The 1,169-nt window shown below is 42.0% G+C and carries 2 protein-coding genes; both read right to left on the reverse strand.

What is annotated here, in order from left to right; translation table 11 throughout:
• Window positions 1-172: 172 nt before the first annotated feature.
• Window positions 173-439, reverse strand: a complete 267-nt coding sequence (locus tag NG798_RS27725; RefSeq protein ID WP_261226947.1) for a hypothetical protein — start codon at window positions 437-439, stop codon at window positions 173-175.
• 67 nt (window positions 440-506) lie between these two features.
• Window positions 507-1,169: hypothetical protein (locus NG798_RS27730; protein WP_261226948.1), on the reverse strand; the 663-nt coding region annotated here is incomplete at its 5' end.

Below are 1,169 nucleotides of genomic sequence, written 5' to 3' on the forward strand. Positions count from 1 at the left end.
AACCCCACCATTTCTTCAAAGTTTCCATTATCTAAACCAAATTGAAGCCGGTGTAGGGGAATTTGTCTTTGTAGCTTTTGCTTGAGAAGAAGTTACCCCACGCCACCCGATTGCAACAATTAGCCATAAGGTGAACACAAACCCAATAACGGCAAAGATTGTTTCTGCGCTCTTAATGTGGTTGTTTCACCAGTGCCTTAAACATTCCACCGGCATGAGACCTGAATAATTTGGGATTACGGGAACTGTAATTGCTGAGGGGTTCTTTTACAACAACAGTTTTTGTTTCGTAAACTGTCATATTACCCTGGCCATCTGGTTCATAGACAATCGTGACATTATTGCTATCAGAGGCCGGCATTGTCCAAGTAGGATAAACTTCATCTTGGCCAAAATTAGGGTTCTGGTTAGGGAAGTTTGGATTTCGTTGCGGTGCCATATTTTCTCCGGTATTGGGTTGTGTTTTCAATTATTCAAAGTCGGTAAACTATTGAAGAACGGGCTATTTAATAAATGGATAGTTCTGGAGTAGATTCATCCTCTGGTTCATCCTCTAAGTCCTCGTCTAACTCCTCCTCCAAATCATGATCAAAGTTAGCTGCTGTAATTACTGAAGTTTTTGTGGGTTCTGTGGGAAATTTGACAACATTAGAGCCGGTGGGAGGCGACACATTGACGGGGATTTTGTAATCCCTAACCCACGACAAATCTTCAGTGAATAGTCCAATGCTCGGTTCGCCAAAAGTGGTTAAGGCAATGGCATATCCAGTGCTTTCGCTAATTGGCCGTAACTTGTTGAAGCTGCTTGTAATTTGGTTGACATATTCGCTAGGGATGATATAGGTATTCTTCCAGGCATTAGTGATTGGGCTGTACCCACCCTCTCTTCTGCCATGAGAATCTGTATAGATTTTGCCGAGGGCACAAATTCCCAGACATCCCCGAATATTGGCATCATCACATCCTAAACTCTGGACATTGAGGCTTTGGGTAGCAACACATAAACCTACTCCAACTTCTCTACCTAATGTGATTATTTCCCCCATTTGTCCTTTGGCAGTTTCCCAAGCTTCTGCTAATTCTTTTTTCGCCCGGTTTAAAACGTTAGAAGTGGCAAAAAAGTCATCTAAAACTAACCAAACTTTAGGAAGGTTATTCCTTTGATTTTC

This window comes from Ancylothrix sp. D3o (genome assembly GCF_025370775.1).
Lineage (GTDB): Bacteria > Cyanobacteriota > Cyanobacteriia > Cyanobacteriales > Oscillatoriaceae > Ancylothrix.

Bases quoted from the DNA above. Each gene is read 5' to 3' on its own strand.
- NG798_RS27725 (WP_261226947.1), bottom strand. From the start codon at position 439: ATGGCACCGCAACGAAATCCAAACTTCCCTAACCAGAACCCTAATTTT.